15 protein-coding genes are annotated in these 15977 nt (G+C 58.2%); 4 read left to right on the top strand and 11 right to left on the bottom strand.

The genetic code is table 11. The annotated features are described in order from the left end of the window. Window position 1: 1 nt before the first annotated feature. The 10 genes from LCM31_RS02320 to xseB all read right to left on the bottom strand — a co-directional run bounded on the left by LCM31_RS02320 (window position 2) and on the right by xseB (window position 7907). On the bottom strand, window positions 2-1486 hold the full coding sequence (locus LCM31_RS02320) for a proton-conducting transporter transmembrane domain-containing protein (protein ID WP_224867210.1): 1485 nt from the start codon (window positions 1484-1486) through the stop codon (window positions 2-4). Next, window positions 1483-2970 carry a monovalent cation/H+ antiporter subunit D family protein gene (locus tag LCM31_RS02315; RefSeq protein ID WP_224867208.1) on the bottom strand — a complete coding sequence of 496 codons (1488 nt, stop codon included), beginning with the start codon at window positions 2968-2970 and terminating at the stop codon, window positions 1483-1485. Before LCM31_RS02315 ends, LCM31_RS02320 begins: the two co-directional genes overlap by 4 nt. Window positions 2971-2973: 3 nt before the next feature. Next, window positions 2974-3384 carry a cation:proton antiporter subunit C gene (locus tag LCM31_RS02310; protein WP_224867206.1) on the bottom strand — a complete coding sequence of 137 codons (411 nt, stop codon included), beginning with the start codon at window positions 3382-3384 and terminating at the stop codon, window positions 2974-2976. A 1-nt stretch (window position 3385) separates the two neighbouring features. Beyond that, on the bottom strand, window positions 3386-4477 hold the full coding sequence (locus LCM31_RS02305) for a DUF4040 domain-containing protein (RefSeq protein WP_224867204.1): 1092 nt from the start codon (window positions 4475-4477) through the stop codon (window positions 3386-3388). Window positions 4478-4520: 43 nt separating this feature from the next. Further along, on the bottom strand, window positions 4521-4913 hold the full coding sequence (gene mnhG, locus LCM31_RS02300; RefSeq protein ID WP_224867202.1) for a monovalent cation/H(+) antiporter subunit G: 393 nt from the start codon (window positions 4911-4913) through the stop codon (window positions 4521-4523). After that, a complete protein-coding gene (locus LCM31_RS02295) occupies window positions 4906-5202 on the bottom strand; it encodes a monovalent cation/H+ antiporter complex subunit F (RefSeq protein ID WP_224867200.1) in 297 nt (98 codons plus the stop codon). The genes mnhG and LCM31_RS02295 overlap by 8 nt, the downstream gene beginning before the upstream one ends. Next, the gene (locus tag LCM31_RS02290; protein ID WP_224867198.1) at window positions 5196-5723 is read right to left on the bottom strand and encodes a Na+/H+ antiporter subunit E; all 528 of its coding nucleotides are present in this window, start codon (window positions 5721-5723) and stop codon (window positions 5196-5198) included. The genes LCM31_RS02295 and LCM31_RS02290 overlap by 7 nt, the downstream gene beginning before the upstream one ends. Window positions 5724-5798: 75 nt before the next feature. Further along, a complete protein-coding gene (locus LCM31_RS02285) occupies window positions 5799-6251 on the bottom strand; it encodes a Rap1a/Tai family immunity protein (protein WP_224867197.1) in 453 nt (150 codons plus the stop codon). Between the two features lie 447 nt (window positions 6252-6698). After that, entirely contained in the window at window positions 6699-7601 is a 903-nt protein-coding gene (locus tag LCM31_RS02280) for a polyprenyl synthetase family protein (protein WP_224868641.1), read from the bottom strand. 48 nt (window positions 7602-7649) lie between these two features. Beyond that, the gene (gene xseB / locus LCM31_RS02275; RefSeq protein WP_222229887.1) at window positions 7650-7907 is read right to left on the bottom strand and encodes an exodeoxyribonuclease VII small subunit; all 258 of its coding nucleotides are present in this window, start codon (window positions 7905-7907) and stop codon (window positions 7650-7652) included. Between the two features lie 159 nt (window positions 7908-8066). Between xseB and LCM31_RS02270 the strand changes: the two genes are divergently transcribed. From LCM31_RS02270 to LCM31_RS02255, 4 genes are all read left to right on the top strand, one after another. Further along, a complete protein-coding gene (locus LCM31_RS02270; RefSeq protein WP_224867195.1) occupies window positions 8067-10196 on the top strand; it encodes a TonB-dependent receptor in 2130 nt (709 codons plus the stop codon). A gap of 68 nt (window positions 10197-10264) precedes the next feature. After that, on the top strand, window positions 10265-11803 hold the full coding sequence (locus LCM31_RS02265; RefSeq protein WP_224867193.1) for a PepSY domain-containing protein: 1539 nt from the start codon (window positions 10265-10267) through the stop codon (window positions 11801-11803). A 29-nt stretch (window positions 11804-11832) separates the two neighbouring features. After that, complete coding sequence (locus LCM31_RS16365; RefSeq protein ID WP_224867191.1) at window positions 11833-13170, top strand: sensor histidine kinase; 1338 nt, start codon at window positions 11833-11835, stop codon at window positions 13168-13170. After that, a complete protein-coding gene (locus tag LCM31_RS02255; protein ID WP_224867189.1) occupies window positions 13167-13721 on the top strand; it encodes a response regulator transcription factor in 555 nt (184 codons plus the stop codon). Before LCM31_RS16365 ends, LCM31_RS02255 begins: the two co-directional genes overlap by 4 nt. 19 nt (window positions 13722-13740) lie before the next feature. Here LCM31_RS02255 and LCM31_RS02250 read toward each other — a convergent pair whose 3' ends face one another. After that, entirely contained in the window at window positions 13741-15267 is a 1527-nt protein-coding gene (locus tag LCM31_RS02250) for a PQQ-dependent sugar dehydrogenase (RefSeq protein ID WP_224867188.1), read from the bottom strand. Between the last annotated feature and the right edge of the window lie 710 nt (window positions 15268-15977).

The following is a 15977-nucleotide window of genomic DNA, read 5'->3' as shown; positions in this document are numbered from 1 at the left end:
ATCAGATTCCGGCTTTGATTAGCTGATAGAACGCATCGGGGAACAGCAGCAGGTAAATACAGCCCGCCGCAGTGATACCAAGGGCGATCAGGGAGGGCAGCGGAGCCTCCTTGATGGCGCTGGTTGCAGCTGCATCAGGGGCGCCAGTCACTTCCACGTCCTGGTCACCACGGGAGAAAAATGCACGCAGCGGGATTGGCAACAGGTAGGCGATACTGAGCAGCGAGCTGATCATCAGTAGCCCCATCAAAATCCACTGCTGCGCTTCGAAGGTGCCCAGCATCAAATACCACTTGCTCCAGGTGCCGCCGGTGGGCGGGATGCCGATAATGCACAGGCTGGCGACCAGAAATGCGGTCATGGTGACCGGCATTTGCCGGCCCAACCCGCGCAGTTGGTGTACTTCGGTTTTGTGTGCCGCCACCAGAATCGCGCCCGCGCAGAAGAACAGGGTGATCTTGCCGAAGGCGTGCATCACGATATGCAGCGCACTGCCGGTCATCCCCGCACTGGTGGCGAGCAGGGCGCCCAGGGTGATGTAACCCAGCTGGCTCACGGTGGAATAGGCCAGGCGCTTTTTCAGGTTCTGCTGGCGCAGGGCAATGATCGACGCGAGCAGGATGGAAACGCCGGCCAGATACAGTAGCCATTCGGTAGCGGGGATCGTCTTGAGCGTGTCGATCCCAAAAATCAGCAGGCAGATTTTCAGCAATACAAATACGCCGGCTTTTACCACGGCCACTGCGTGCAGCAGTGCACTTACCGGTGTCGGCGCCACCATGGCCGCGGGCAGCCAGCGATGGAACGGCATGATGGCCGCCTTGCCGACACCGAACACAAACAGCACCAGCAGTACGGACAACAGTGTGAGCGAGGTGCCGGGTGAGAAAACACCACCCTCGGTGAACGAAAGGGTACCGGCCAGCAACCAGGTGGCGATGATCGCCAGCAGGAAAAAGCCCACCGAGGTGCCCAGCAGGATACCCAGGTAAACACGCCCCCCGGCACGAGCCTTGTCGGTACCCGCATGGGTGACTAGCGGATAGGTACACAGGGTCAGTACTTCGTAGAAGATAAACAGGGTGAACAGGTTTTCCGCGAAGGCGATACCCATCACCGCGCCGATGGAAACCGCAAACAAGCTGAAAAAACGTGCCTGATTTTTTTCGCCGTGCCCCCGCATATAACCAATGGCGTAGAGGGTGGTAATGATCCACAGGAAACTCGCCACCAGCGCGAACATCAGGCCGAGTGGTTCTACGCGGAATGACAGCGCCAGCCCCGGCAGAACATCCAGCCAATAGGCGGCAATTACCTGGCCGTCGAGCATGGGCTGATACAGCTGGGTGACGGTGAAAAACAGGGTGCTTGCGGCAATTAAGGAAATCGCTTCACGCACATTTTCCCAGCGGGCGGTGAGTTGAATGCCCACCAGTGCCAGTACTGGGATGAGCAGGGTCAGTTGCAGCAGGTTAGAGGTATTCATTGCGCGCCACCTCCCAGCAGGAATTGTGAGGCTGCCGCACTCACTTCAACCGGCAGGCGGGTGTCGATGCCGAAATAGATATTTGCCGCGATCAACAGCCAGGCAGGGAGCAGAATGCCCAGGGGCGCTTCCCGTTTCGCCGTCGCACCGTCATTAATTTCCGGAGCCTGAAAATAGGCCGCTTCCACCAGTTTCCAGATATAGGCCACCGCCAGTAGCGAGCCGAGTATTACCAGTACTGCCACTCCCCAGAACTGCTGTTCGATGGCTGCGGCAATCAGGTACCACTTGCTGACAAAACCTACGGTCAATGGCATGCCGATCAGGCTGATACCACCCACTACGATGGCGGCCATGGTCCAGGGCATGGTGCGGCCAAGGCCGCGGAAGTGTTCAATGCGGCAGCCGCCCAGTTGATAGACCAGCCCCGCCAGTGCCAAAAACAGCCCACCTTTCATCAATGCATGATTGAACAGGTGCAACAGTGTGGCCTGCAGTGCGGTGGCGGTGCCGATGCCGATACCCACCACCATGTAGCCGATCTGGGCCACGCTGGAGAACGCCAGCATGCGTTTGATGTTGGCCTGATAGATAGCAACGATGGATGCGGCAAATACGCCCACCAGGCCGAGCCCAATCAGCAGCGTATCCAGCGGCAGGTGCGATAGTGAAAAGTCCACCCCGAACACGGTAAAGGTAAAGCGCAGTAACAGGTAGAGCGCGACCTTGGTGGCGGTAGCGGCGAGAAAGGCGGTAACGATGGATGGTGCACAGCTGTAGGCGTTCGGCAGCCACAGATGCAGCGGGAACAGTGCCAGCTTCAGGCAGATACCCACGAAAATAAACGCAAACGCGGCGAGTACCGTGGTGGACTCACTGAGTGGCGGAATACGCGCAGCCAGATCCGCCATATTCAGGGTGCCGGTCATCATGTACAGGAAGCCGATACCGATCAGAATAAAGGTGGCCCCGATGGTTCCCATAATCAGATACTGGAATGCCGCCCACAACGCGCGCCGGTCTTTGCCCAGCGCGATTAACGCGTAGGTAGACAGGGAAGAAATTTCCAGAAACACGAATACGTTAAATGCATCACCGGTAGCCACAATGCCGAGCAGGCCGGCAAAACACAGCAGGTACAGTGCGTAAAAGACGGTCTGCTTGGTGGGCTCGAGTTCCTTTTGCACGCTGGTATGGGCCGCACTCAACACCACGCTGCTGAGTGCGGTGACAATAAACAACACCCAGGCATTCAACAGGTCAATGCGGTATTCGATACCCCACGGGGCTTTCCAGCCACCCAGCTCATAGGTGATCGGGCCGGTTGCATAAACCTGTTGCAGCAGCAATACGCTTACTACCAGCGCCGCAATACTGACGGCCAGGGTAAACAGCCACACCAGCGTGGCCTTGCGAATCAGCAGGCAGGAAGGTGCCGCCATCAGCGGCAGGATTACCTGCAAAATAGGAAGATGTGCCAGCATGGTTTACTTCTCCTTACCGGCTGGAGTTTGCGTCTGGGGCGCGACCTCGGCCGAGGCCTGTTCCTGCAGCGCTTCCGCTGCCTGAATATCCCGTTCCTCGATGGAACCGTAGGCGCGCTTGATGCGAATGGTGAGCGCCAGCGCCAGTGCCGTGGTAGCAATCCCCACAACAATGGCGGTGAGAATCAATACATGGGGTAGAGGATTGGAGTAGAGGGTTTCGCCCTCACTCAGAATTGGCGCGCCGCCGCCATCCACCTTGCCCACACTGATGTAAAAAATAAAAACCGAGGTTTGGAAAATGTTCAGGCCAATGATCTTCTTCACCAGGTTGCCCTGGGCGATGACCATATACAGGCCGATCATCATCAGTGCGATAACGATCCAGTAGTTGTAGTGCGATGCCAGTAACACCTTATCCGGCCCCCTGTTCCTGAGTTTGCAAAGAGGACAGCACAACGCTGGCTTGCCCTTCCGGCGTGTTGCCTGTTGTTGGCAGGGTACCCTTTGCGGAAAGTTCTGTTTCGCGATCGCGCAGCTGAGCGGTAAACAAATAGGAAATCATGATCATTACCGCGGCCACGGTAATGCCGACGCCCAACTCGATCGCGATAATGCCGATGTGTTGCCCGGTCACCGCGTCGCCTGCCAGCGCGCTGTAATCGAGAAAGTTTTTGCCGTTGGCCAGGCTCAGTAAGCCAGTGCAGCCGAACACCAGAACACCCACTGCCGACAGTAGTTGTACCAGCCCGTGGCTTGCGACCTTGCGCACCGCATCCAGTCCAAACACCAGGCCGTAAAGAATAAAACCGACGGCAAAGATTACCCCGGCCTGGAAACCTCCCCCGGGGCCGTATTCGCCGTGAAACTGCACGTAGAGTGCATACAGCATGATCGGTGCGATCAGGACCTTGGCCACCACGCGCAGCACGATATCCCGCGACTGCTGTTCCACCAGGGAGTGGCGGGGAGCCTGCTGCGGCGTGGGTGCACTGCCCATTAGCAGTGACAGCACTCCAAGTCCGGCGGTAAAGATCACCACGACTTCACCAAACGTATCGAAGCCGCGGTAGCTGGCAAGCACCGAGGTAACGATGTTGGGGATACCAATTTCTTCCTGAGAATCCTGAATGTAGTGCGGGGCCACGTGCGCCTGTGCCGGCGCATTCGCATCGCCGAATGAGGGCATGTCGACGGTGGCGGTAATGAGTAGTGCTCCAACGGTGACGACCAATGCGACGGCCAGGCGCGCGCGGTTGCGGTCGGCGCGCTGGTAGCGTCCGCACAGCGCCAGGGTCAGTACAATGAGTAGCGGTGAAATGCCCGCACCCACCGCGGCCTCGGTAAAGGCGACGTCCACCGCACCCATGGTCATGAAAAAGCCTGCAGACAGCAGACCGTAAATGCCTGCGAGCATTGCCGCCGCAAACAGGTCCTTGATCCAGGCTATAGAAACGGCAGTAACCAGTAGTAGCGCCAATAATGCGATATCCAGCAACAGGTCCATCAACATTTCCCCCTGACTGCTTTATGTATTTTTTTCATTGATATTAAGTGCCCTCAGCGGCTTCCATCTTGGAAACCGGTGCGCTTGCCTCTGCCACCGGACGGGGAGCGTCTGCGGGGCCTTTCTCCACTGGTGTTTGCGTCAGGCGCAAAGCGCAGAGCTGAGCGGAACGCGCCAATGCATGGCTGGCCGTGGGGCTGGTAAAGAAAATAAACAGCATGATCAGTGCCAGCTTGAACAGCGCCAGACTCCAGCCGGCAATGAGCATCAGGCCCGCGATGATCAGAATGGTTGCGAGGGTGTCGGTGACACCCGCCGCGTGCATACGTGAGTAAAAATCGGGAAAGCGCAGCAGGCCGATAGCGCCAGTCAGCATAAAAAAGCAGCCGAGAAAAAGCAGCAGGCCACTGGTATAGCCAAGCAACAAATCAATCACTTGCTAACTCCTCTGAACCGTTCCGAGTACCATTCTGGTTTCTGTTGCGAAACTCAAAATAACGCAGTACCCCAATCACACTGACAAAGTTGATCAGCGCATAAACCAGCGCAATATCTAGAAACTCCGGCTTGCCGAAGGTAAAGCAGATAACGGCGATCAGCAGTACGGTTTTTGTTCCAAACATATTCACCGCGAGAATGCGGTCGTGAATAGACGGGCCCTTGATTGCGCGAACCAATGCCAGAGACATCACCACGAGCAGGGCGATCAGAGTTGCATTCAACATTCGTTCTTCTGCCCTGTATTGGTGCCTGAATCTGAATTTTTTTCTGTCAGGGCGAGGATCTGATTTTCCATCTCTCCCTGCTTGAGCTCATTTAGCCCGCTGCGGGTCAGTGCGTGGACCAGCACCGAGTCATCATCCACATCGATGGCCACGGTACCGGGGGTCAGGGTGATTGAGTTGGCATAGAGGACCTTGCCAAGATCTGAGCCCAGTTTGGTGGGAATGCGTTCGCTGCACGGCGAAATAGTTTCGTTGCGTGAGAACAGGCCACCCCAGACACAAGCCGCAACTTCCAGGTTGCTGGCAACGATTTTTCGCCACAGCCACAGGTAATAGCCCGGTAGGGTAGCCCACAGCTCAAGCGGCAGGGATTCCCCATCCACGACTTTCATACGCCGGGCTATCAGGATCACGAAAACAACGGAGATGAGTCCGAAGGAGAGCAGTAGTGGCGTGTACAGGCCGGAGTTGGTAAGCCAGATAAACGCGAGAACGGCAAAAAGACAAAAGGTGTAACGCATGGATGATTGACTACAAAATCTTTATAAATGCCTTTGCGGAAGCTGCCGGCTGATGGGCGTGGCAGCGAAACCGGTTCAGGGGTTAAGTACATCTTTGCAGCGATAGTGATTTTCCAAAACCGCAAGCATCGCGGATTCTGCCGTTGCATCCTTTGCAAACGGCTGCGGAATTTCCGCCACCTGGGCAATCAGGGTATCGAGGGTTGCGCTGGGCGGCAGACAGTAACGGCTGCTGAGGCGTTGTTCCGCTTCATCGGAAAGTCGACTGGCCCGGGTTTTAATGGCCCGGGCCACAAATTCGGAGGGGCGCTCTTCTGCGGCGACAATATCTTTGCTCGCAGACAGATAGCCATGGATAAACGCGCGGCAGCTGGTCGCGTGCGCGCTTTCCTGATCGGCCTTGTAGGCCTTGCAAGCTTCTATCAGCTTCGTTGCCGTTAGAGGTTCAGCAAGTACATCGGTTGTCAGGCCAATTGTCAATGCGACAACCGCCATCGGGACAATTACTGTGCGCTGTTTACGCTTCATACTCGTCACCTTTTATTCTTATCTATATGCGCAGGTCTGTGCTGGTTAGGGCTCCGATCCTTCTGGTTATTCATCTGCTCAATAAGGAGCGCTCTAAGTCGCCTGCGGCGGCTACTAAATCTTGCAGAGTTTTTGACTCTCGTCAAATGTGCACAACTGTCAAAAGGGTTGATGTTTCTGGCTGCTAAGTCTGATTTATAAGGCTTTAGGCTAAATTCCTTGCTTGAGAGAGCCCTGGAGTGCAATGTTTCACAAGTTTTAAGTGAAAATCCTCTACGCGTATTACCGCCAGCGGGAGGTATTCAGAGGGGGCGGGTGGTGAAAAGCGATACGGTATGCAGGGGGTGGGCCGCGAACCGGTAGAGGGTTTCGGTCACGGCACTGTGCGCGGGTAGTGGCGCTTCTAGCGTCTTCTGGTCAGACTGATCACCGGAGACGACTGGAGGATTAATAGTCTCGATTGACGATGTAATCGGCCAGCTGCTGAAGGACACTGAAGTTGCGGTTGTCTGCCTGTGGGGAGACTTCCTGCAAGGCCTGGTGGGCTTCCCGGTGCAATTCTTTCGCTTTGGCCTGGGCGCCATCCAGTCCCAGCAGCGATACATAAGTGGGTTTGTTGCGGGCCGCATCGGCACCCTGGGTTTTCCCCAGGGTTTCGGTGTTCGCGGTCACATCCAGGATGTCATCCTGGACCTGAAACGCCAGGCCGATGGCTTCGGCATAGCGGGTGATCGCGGCCAGCTGCGCCTCGTCGGCACCGCCGATCAGGGCGCCGACACGCGCACTGGCGGTGATCAGGGCACCGGTTTTCAGGCGGTGCATATGCTTGAGCTGCTCGAGCGTCAGCGACTGGTCCACCGCGGCGAGGTCGATGGCCTGACCGGCCACCATGCCACGGGCACCGGAGGCCCGGGCCAGCTCGGCAATCAGTTGCACTTTCAGCTCCGCCGCCAGCGGCGCTGCGGCGAGCAGTTCGAACGCCTGGCACTGCAGGGCATCGCCGGCAAGGATCGCGGTAGCCTCGTCAAACTGGATATGGCAGGTCGGGCGGCCGCGACGCAAAGCGTCGTCGTCCATCGCCGGCAAGTCGTCGTGGACTAAAGAGTAGGCGTGTATGCACTCCAGCGCGGCGGCCGCGGCATGGCAGTTGTCTGCGCAGGCCTCACCACCGAGGGCGAGCGCCGAGGCATAAACCAGTGCGGGGCGCAGGCGCTTGCCGGGGCCGAGAGCCGCGTATTGCATGGCGGCGAACAGGGCTTCGGCTCGGCTCTCGTCGGCCAGAGCCGTCTTCAAGGTCTGTTCGACCTGGAGGCTTGAGGTCTGCAGAAAGGCTTTCAGTTTGGCGGGCATCGGCGCCGGAGTGGGAACGGGGGCAGGGCTACTCACTTACTTGCTCACTTATTCTGGTTCTCCGGGGCGCTGGTCAGGGGCGTCAAACGGCAGCTCCTGTACCTGGCCGTTTTCTTCCATCAGTATTTTGACCTTCTGTTCGGCGCTGGCCAGCTTTTGCTGGCACTCGCGGGTGAGCTTCACCCCGCGCTCAAAGTCCGCCAGGGCCTCGTCCAGTGGCAAATCGCCGCTTTCCAGGCGTTCCACCAGCTGTTCCAGTTCTTCCAATGCACTCTCGAAAGTAGCGGCTTTCTTTTTTGCGGCCATGGCGAATTCTCTGATAGGACTTGCAGGTGCGGGCAACCTTAGCGGCTCGTGATAACGCGGTCAACGCCACACCCCCTGCGACAATATGGCGCAGTTGCGCGCAGGGGATTTCCGATAGCATTCCCCTATTCAGATATACCGCTACACAAGGAAATTCCCGTGCGTGCCCCTGCTGCTTTTTCAGCCTGCCCTCTCGCTCTGGCCGTAAATTTCTCACCATTGTTGACCCCATCTGCACAGGCGGAAACGGGCGCTCTGGCAGACAGTGCCCTGGAACAGGTGGTTGTCACTGCGACGCGGGAAGCCAAGGTGCGCTCGGAGCTGGCGGAGTCTGTGGGTGTGGTGACCGGGGAGCAGCTGGCGTACATCGCGCCGGCGCACCCCGCCGATGCCCTGAATCGGGTGGCCGGGGTGCACGTGAATAACCTGGGCGGGGAGGGGCACATGACCTCGATTCGCCAGCCCATCTCCACCGCCGGGGTCTATTTGTTTCTCGAAGATGGTATTCCCACCCGTCCTACCGGCTTTTTCAACCACAACGGCCTGTATGAGATCAATGTGCCGCAAAGTGCACAGCTGGAAGTCACCAAGGGGCCGGCTTCGGCACTGTATGGCAGCGATGCCATCGGTGGGGTAATCAATGCGGTGACCAAGGCCGCGCCCGAAGAAGCCGAGATTTCCCTCAATGGCGAGCTGGGCGCTGACGGTTGGCAGCGGGCGTTGATTTCTGGTGGTAATAAAGTTGGTGAAAGCAGCGCGTTTCGCCTGGATTTGAACAGCACCGCCAGCGATGGCTTCCGTGAGGAAGCGGACTACACCCGCACTTCCATGAGTGGCCGGTTCGACAGCAAATTCGCCGAGGGCTGGGATGGCAAGACGGTGCTGTCCTATTCCACCATCGACCAGAGCGGCGTATCCGGTCTCGAAGAAGCCGATTACCGCAATAATGTAGAGAAGAACCGCTACCACGGCGATATCGGTTACCGCGAGGTGGAGGCCCTGCGCCTTTCTTCCGAGCTGGCGCACACCCCGGATGAATACAGCTTGGTGACGGTAACTCCCTTCTATCGTCACAACAGCACAGTAATGATGCCCAGCTGGATGGTGACCTACGATCCAAATATCCGCGACACCGAGTTCAGTTCCTACGGCCTGCTGCTCAAGTATCGCCGCGACTTTGATCGCGGTGAGGTTATTGTGGGGCTGGATGCGGATTACACACCGTCCGAATACCGCGAAGAGCGCATCACGGTAATCCGTGAGGGCGATATTTATAGCGACTATGCGCGCACCGGCGAGTTCACCTACAACTTTGCTGCAGAGCAGACTTCCGTTTCTCCCTATGTGCACGCGGAGTATGCGCCCACAGAGCAATTGAGGTTGTCTGCGGGACTGCGCTATGACGTATTTGATGTGGAGTATGAGGATCGGCTGGATACCCCCAACGAGGATCCTTCGCACTTCCGCCCGGCATCGCAGGGTCGCGACTATGACAACCTGAGCCCGAAACTGGGGGCCGTGTACAAGCTGCACGACAATCATCAGCTCTACGCCAGCTATCGCCACGCCTTCCGCGCGCCCACCGTGGGTACCCTGTTCCGTCCGGGCTCCTCAACCGGCACCACCGAGCTTGAGCCGGTGACCAGTGTCAGCCAGGAAATTGGTCTGCGCGGTGTTGTTGCCGAGGCCGTGAACTATGAGTTGGCGGTTTACGACATGACTACCGAAAACGATATTGTCAGTTATATCGAGGGTGACACGCGCAAGACCACCAACGCGGGGGAAACCAGTCACCAGGGTGTGGAGCTGAGTGTACAGGCCCCCCTCGGTGAGGAGTGGCAGCTGGCCCTGTCTTACGCCGCCATGCAGCAGGAATACAAGGATTACTCCTACGTATTCAGCCAGTTCAGTTTCGCCTGCTTCTGCATGGTCAGTGAAAACCTGAATTTTGCCGGCAACGACATCGGCAAGGCACCGCGTACTCTGGGCAACCTTGCGCTGGCCTATACCCCGACGTGGCTGAGTGGCCTGCGGGTAGAGCTGGAGTGGTCCCACACCGGCGGTTATTACACCGATGAAACCAACACCCAGGAGTACGCAGGTCACGACCTGTTGAACCTCCGCGCTACCCACGATTTCAGCAATGACCTATCTGTGTACGCGCGCCTGTCCAATGTCACCGATGAACGCTACTCCACCTACACGGCCAACCAGGTAGGCGATCCGGACCTCAGCTATCGTCCGGGCCTGCCGCGTTCCATGTTTGCCGGCGTGCGCTATCGCTTCTGATTGTCGTTGTAAAAAATGGAAAGAATAAAAAACGTCATTAAAAGAATATCTGCACAAGAACAGTCGTTATGAATCTGAAAAAGCAGTGGCTCGCGTGGCACAACAAACTCGGTTGGTACGCGCTCGCCGGCATTCTGGTATGGGCGCTCTCGGGTATTAGCCACCCGATGATGGCCTGGTTTGGCCCCAAGGCCGCCAAATTTTTCCCGCCGTCGGTGAGCCTGCAGGCGGCAGACCTGGGCAACTTGCCACAATTGCTTGCCGATGAATCCCGGGTGCAGGGCGCGCGGGTGGTGAAGGTGGTGCCCTCTCAGAATGGGCCGCTGCTGCAGGTTACCGCGAGTGAGACGGCACCGCGCAACTACTATGCCCTGAATGACGGTCGCGAGATTGTGAATGGTGACCTGGCGCAGGCCCGCTGGCTCGCCGGCTACTACAGTGGCCGCAGCGACGAGCAGATCGCCGACGTGCAGCTACAGACCGAGTTCGACAACACCTACCCCTCGGTAAACCGCCTGCTGCCGGTGTACCGGATTGAATACGCCGGCGACGATGGTCTGACCCTGTTTGTGCACACCGAAACCGCAGCGCTTGCCTCGCTCACCAATGACAGCAAATCGTTTATGCAGGGCATTTTTCGCCAGCTGCATACCTTTGCCTGGCTGGATGGGCTGGAATACGGGCGGCTGTTACTGATCGGCCTGCTGATGCTGACCCTGTTTGCGTTCGCGGCCACCGGCATTGCTCTGGTATTCGCGTTGCGTCCGCCCAAGGGTAAGTCCCGCAAGATCAAAGATGGCAAGCGCCGCTACCATCGCTGGCTGGGTTATGTCCTCTGGCTACCGCTATTGGGCTGGTCTGCCAGTGGCTTCTACCACCTGTTACAGCAGTCCCTGGTAGAGCAGGTGCAGGGACTGCGTCTTGGCGAAGTGGGGGAGTTTCGCAACCTGAATGCAGACTTCAGCTGGGTCAATCAGCTGGATGGCCGGGCCATCAACAGCCTGTCGCTGATCAGTGGCGCCGCTGACGAACCGCTGTATCGCGTTGGCTTTGCCCCGCAGAAATCGTCCGCCCCCGGAAGCCGCAACCAGCGTTTCGACGGTCGACCGAGCGAGGCGGGCGCATTGTTTGTAAATGCGCGCACCGGCGAGCCGCTGCAAACCTTTGCCGACCGTGAGCAGGCGCAATTGCTGGCCGGGCGCATTGGTAATATTGAGCCGCAGGCCATCGCTGACATGCAGCTGGTGACCCGCTATGGCCCCGGTTACGACTTCCGCAACAAACGCCTGCCGGTGTGGCAGGTCACCGTGGCAGATGCAGACAAGACGACGCTGTTTGTGGACCCGGCCACCGGTGTGCTGGTGGACCAGTCCCGCGGTATTGACCGCGCCGAGCGCCTGTCATTCTCACTGTTGCACAAATGGAACCACCTGACCCCGCTCACCGGGCGTCAGGGCCGCGACCTGCTGATTGTGTTTACCCTGCTGCTATTGCTGGTGAGCAGCGCCATCGGCGGGGTGATGTTGGCAAAACGCAAAAAGCGCGGGGCAAAAGTGCAGCCGCAGCCGGCTGCCGCTGGCTCTATCGGCGCGGTGGCGACACAATAGGCCTGTATGCCTAATCGAGCCCGTTGACCGTGTCATCTGTCGCACCTGTAGCATCGGTAGTACCTCAGCCCCTGGGCGGGGATAAAACCATCATCGTCAACCTGCGGCGCCTGACCGCGCTGCGGGCCATCGCTTTGAGCGCCTACATCGGCGTCAGCCTGTGGCTAGCGGATGCCCTGAGTGCCGGTGCGCTGGTGTTTGTCCTGTTGGGGGTGGTAACCACCCTGATCAGCGGCTGGCGCGCCCGCGGCAGCGTTGCGGTAGGGCGTCTGGAGTTCTTTGGTCATTTACTGATGGACTGGCTGTGGCTGCCACCCCTGCTCGCCCTGAGCGGCGGGGCCTCCAATCCGTTCGTGATTTATCTGCTGGTTCCCCTCACCATCGCTGCGGCAACCCAACCGCGGTTTTTCGCCTGGCTGATGGCGGCGATCAGCATTGCCACCTATACCGCGCTGATGGCGTTCTTCCCCGGTATCGACGGCGGCCACAGTGCGCATATGGGGCATGGGGCGGGGCATGGAGCCGGGCACGACATGGCCGCAAGCCAGAGCGGGGACTTTTATCGCCACCTCATCGGTATGTGGGCCACCTTTACCTTTTCCGCAATACTGATCGCCGGCTTTGTAAACAGCATGGCGGAAGGCCTGCGCAGTCGCGACCGTCACCTGCACCGGCTGCGGCAGGAGCAGGCGCGGCGGGACCAGGTGCTGTCCCTCGGCACCCTGGCTGCCGGTACCGCCCATGAGCTTGCCTCACCGCTACAGACCATTGGTTTACTGGTAGAAGAGTTGCAGGCACAGCAGGACCTGCCGGAGTTTGTCGAAGAGGATCTGGTGCTACTGCAGCAACAGGTGAACCTGTGCAAGCAGGCACTGGAGCAGCTCAAAAGCCGTGCGCGCGACCCGGCGGGTAACGAGGAGTACCAGTCGGTGGCGGGCTTCATCGACCGCAGTCTGGAGCGCTGGCAGTTACTGCGCCCGGAAGCGCGTTTCCAGCTGCAGCAGAGTGGCCCGCAGGATATGCGCGCACGTTTGCCGCTAACCCTTGAGCAGACGCTGATTAACGTATTGAACAATGCACTGGATGCTTCGCAGGCGAGCGGCTCATCGGAGCCGGTCGCGCTCACAGTAGCGTGGGGGGCGGAGCATTTACGTATTGAGGTAGCAGACAATGGTCAGGGTTTTGGCGCTGATGCTGAAGTGGAAAATGAACAGCAGTCGGGTGGCTTCGGTATCGGTTTGATTCTGAGTAAAACCACACTGGCCCAGCTCGGTGGCAGCCTGACACTTGCGGCCCGGCGTGATTGCCAGGGGACCGTGGCCACCATTGAACTGCCACTGGAAAGTGACATGGCGGAGGTGTCGTGAGTCATTCCCCATTGCGCCTGCTAATCGTCGACGATGAGACCGGCACCCGCAATATGCTGGAGCGGGCCATGTCACGGCGCGGTTTTGACACGCGCGTGGCGGAGACTGTCGACGAAGCGTTGGGGCTGATTGCGCGGGAGCGATTTGATTGCGCGCTGCTGGATTTAAAAATTCATCACGACAGCGGTTTGGAGTTGATTGCGCCGCTGCGCGCAGGGAACCCGCGCGCGCGCATTATCCTCCTTACCGGTTACTCGAGTATTCCCACCGCGGTCGCCGCGATCAAACTGGGCGCCGACGACTACCTGTGCAAGCCGGCCGGAGGCGACCAGCTGGTGGCGGCGCTCACCGGTGAACAAGCCAACTCCAGCGATGCTACCGAATTACCAGAGATCTCCAGCGCCCCGCCATCGGTGAACCGTCTGGCATGGGAGCATATTCAGCGCGTGCTGGCGGAGAATGATGGCAATATCTCGGCCACGGCGCGGGCATTGGGAATGCACCGGCGCACGTTGCAGAGAAAGCTGCAGAAGCGGCCCAAGGGTCAGTGATCCCGCAAGCAGCTATGACTCATGGCAACATTTTCTCCAGTTGTCCGCTGCCCTGAATTTCCCGCTCCATCAAATAATGTGCAAGCGCGCGTTTCTGGCCGTTGCTGAATCCGTAATTCGGCATCGGTGGCGTCGGCGTGTCGAAATAATCGGCCAGTTGTTTCAGCGTGTAGCGGCGGCTCAGGCCTTTCAGGGGCAGCTGCTGATGGCAGCGCAGACAGTCGCGGCGCACAAAAATCTGTTCCCCCTGGCGTGCGGCATCGCCATCGATGGCGAGGGGTTTTTTCGGTGCGCTGATCGGTGGGCGTTTACTGGTCGCCGTGCTGGCAGCACCTCGATCCGCGGCGCCCGCCTTTACCCGATACACCGCGCCCGCGTAATCGTCGGAGACATAAATGGTTCCACGCACATCCTCGGCAATATCCACCGGGCGACCGTAAACCGTCTCTCGGTCTTCAGCAAGAAATCCCCACAGGAAGTCTTCACTACGAATACGGCCACTGGTGCCCCAGTGCAGGGCCACCACCTTATAGCCATCTTTTACATCCCGGTTCCACGATCCGTGCAGCGCAACCAATGCGGCCTCCCGGTACCCACGAGGCTGCTCGCGGCTGGTTAAAAAGCGCATGCCAAGCGGGGCATTGTGCGCGGGGAAATCAAATACCGGCGGCATGGAGTCGCGGATAATCTGCTGCAGCGCGGCGTCGCCATTTGCGCCAAAGTCCGGGTCGGGAACGCGATCGCCGTTGGCGAAAGGCCAGCCGTAAAAACCGTCTTGTTGTATGCGATTTAATTCGCACGGAGGGAAGTCGTTACCGAGCCAGTCGCGCCCGTTGTCGGTGGCATACAGTGCACCATCCTTTGGTGACCAGTCGAAGCCGACACTGTTGCGCAGGCCGGTGGCATATACATGGAAATTGCTGCCGTCCGGGCGGAAACGCATGATCGTTGCGCGTTGCGGGTCTTCTTCTATACACACATTGCAGGTCGAGCCACTGGAGAGGTACATCCAGCCATCCGGGCCCAGGCCGATGGTCTTGGTCCAGTGATTGCCGGTGTCGCCGAGCCCGGTGACCACGTGTTGGTAGCGGCCGGCAATGCGTCCATCGGAGTGATCAAAGGGCACGCGTCCCACAGCGTCGCTCTCGGCGATATATAACCAGTCTTCAAACAGTGTCAATCCGTGTGGGCGCTTTAGCTGGTCGATGAGCACGCGCTGGCCATCGGACTCGCCGTCGCCATTGCGGTCCGCGAGCAGTAGGCTGACCTGGCCAAGCTTCGGCTGCGAAACCAGCAGATCGCCATTGCGGGTCACCGCCATAAAGCGCGCATTGGGCACATTGTCATTAAACAGCGTTACCTGAAAGCCGTCGGCAACTTTAATTTGATGCTGCACGGTTTTTTCGTCGGTGCTGACGCCAAACATCTGCCCCCAGGGCACATTGACACCGGGCACCAGACCGAATGCCAGGGCAACGATCAGCGCTAGAATTGAAATTACGCCAGCTGTGGCAAACAGATAAAAAACTAGCGCCTTTTTCGACATGTGTCCCCCATCGTCCTTGATCTCGTAACAAAAGTAACTATAGTAAGCCGCTAAATGTCGCACAGGAGTACCAGTTGCGATACGCGCCACGCCTTTCCAAGCAGCCTATTCAGGTTAAATGTGACGTCGGTCACGTGTATGTAAGACATCTCTTACAACAAGTTCAGCACTTTCCCACTACCGCATCTTTCTGAAAAGACCATAATGTAATTGCAAGGACGGAGAACGGATTGCAACGGCGGCAAGGATAGATCCCCAAGGAATGGAGATCGCGCTGCCAGCCCGAAAGGATTTGGGCACCATCCTGTGAGACGCACCGCTTGGGCCGGATTGCTCAAGCGGTGTTTTACGTTTTGGGCCAGCGTAAATCGTTTTCTTCCCGCCCTGGCGCCTCCGTGATCTTGCACTTCCCTTTCCTGTCTATACAAGTTTGCCGTTCAGTTAATCTGTCCGTTCGCGCAAATACAATTTCTGCAGCCGTTTATTTGCTTTGTCTGGAAATCGTAACAAACCTCCGCTTTAATCAGGTCAAGCCGGTCAACTTTTTTTGACCGTGGAGGATGATGCATTCAGTAACCTAGTGCTTTACCCGTTTATCGTACAACCACCTTGTCACCACTGGTGGTCGAGCCTTCATCACCTCCAAATTTCGCCCCTTTCCTCCGATTCGCCCGATTTACTCCGCGCACTCTCTTCAAGAACCGCCAAAT

This window comes from Microbulbifer agarilyticus, assembly GCF_020171345.1.
Taxonomy (GTDB): Bacteria; Pseudomonadota; Gammaproteobacteria; order Pseudomonadales; family Cellvibrionaceae; genus Microbulbifer; species Microbulbifer agarilyticus_D.
This window is presented reverse-complemented; position numbering and strand designations above follow the sequence as displayed.

What these genes read in the sequence shown, in the direction of transcription:
- LCM31_RS02320 (WP_224867210.1), bottom strand. Translation starts at nt 1,486, where the DNA reads ATGAATACCTCTAACCTGCTGCAACTGACCCTGCTCATCCCAGTACTG.
- LCM31_RS02315 (WP_224867208.1), bottom strand. Translation starts at nt 2,970, where the DNA reads ATGCTGGCACATCTTCCTATTTTGCAGGTAATCCTGCCGCTGATGGCG.
- LCM31_RS02305 (WP_224867204.1), bottom strand. Translation starts at nt 4,477, where the DNA reads ATGGACCTGTTGCTGGATATCGCATTATTGGCGCTACTACTGGTTACT.
- LCM31_RS02295 (WP_224867200.1), bottom strand. Translation starts at nt 5,202, where the DNA reads ATGTTGAATGCAACTCTGATCGCCCTGCTCGTGGTGATGTCTCTGGCA.
- LCM31_RS02290 (WP_224867198.1), bottom strand. Translation starts at nt 5,723, where the DNA reads ATGCGTTACACCTTTTGTCTTTTTGCCGTTCTCGCGTTTATCTGGCTT.
- LCM31_RS02285 (WP_224867197.1), bottom strand. Translation starts at nt 6,251, where the DNA reads ATGAAGCGTAAACAGCGCACAGTAATTGTCCCGATGGCGGTTGTCGCA.
- LCM31_RS02280 (WP_224868641.1), bottom strand. Translation starts at nt 7,601, where the DNA reads ATGCCCGCCAAACTGAAAGCCTTTCTGCAGACCTCAAGCCTCCAGGTC.
- xseB (WP_222229887.1), bottom strand. Translation starts at nt 7,907, where the DNA reads ATGGCCGCAAAAAAGAAAGCCGCTACTTTCGAGAGTGCATTGGAAGAA.
- LCM31_RS02265 (WP_224867193.1), top strand. Translation starts at nt 10,265, where the DNA reads ATGAATCTGAAAAAGCAGTGGCTCGCGTGGCACAACAAACTCGGTTGG.
- LCM31_RS02250 (WP_224867188.1), bottom strand. Translation starts at nt 15,267, where the DNA reads ATGTCGAAAAAGGCGCTAGTTTTTTATCTGTTTGCCACAGCTGGCGTA.